General features: G+C 50.4%; 1 pseudogene. It reads right to left on the bottom strand.

Going from position 1 to position 502, the window contains the following annotated elements:
* Positions 1–360: pseudogene (locus CIK04_RS26765) on the bottom strand (ABC transporter permease); the annotation flags it as partial.
* Positions 361–502: the final 142 nt, after the last annotated feature.

Below are 502 nucleotides of genomic sequence, written 5' to 3'. Positions count from 1 at the left end.
GCCAACCGTCACCAAACATGGTGATGATTTGGTCGAAAAAGGTCTGCTTGCCGGTATATGGGCGAATTTTCACCTCGGCTGTAGGATCTTGTGCCAGCTTGGCTGCGTTGCGTTGCTCCTGTCGCTCAATGAAGCGCTGCTCCTTTTCGCGCTCATTGTGGTGCTCTGTGAGCAAATTAGAAAACTGTTGAAAGGTATCCACCGGACCTGGCAATGTGCCCAGCGACGTTTCAACTTGGCGTGCACTTAAGTGCCACGCACAACAAACACCAGTAAGCCAATCATGGGCAGTAGAATCAGCCGGGTTTTGTCCGCCACTGCCTGTGAACTGGGAATAAGTGAAATAACATTTCCTGACATAACGACTCCTTGTTATTCATTGATGCGTTAAAGTGACTCAGAGCCTTTCAGGCCAATAGCGAACTGCTGCAGATACGCATTGGGGCTACGGCCGTCATAGCGGATCTGATCAATAAAGTGGGTTTGCGGTGGGCGAAAACCG

Source organism: Vibrio sp. 03_296 (genome assembly GCF_002265885.1).
Note: the sequence above shows the minus strand (reverse complement) of the source record. Positions and strands in the feature narration are given on the sequence as shown.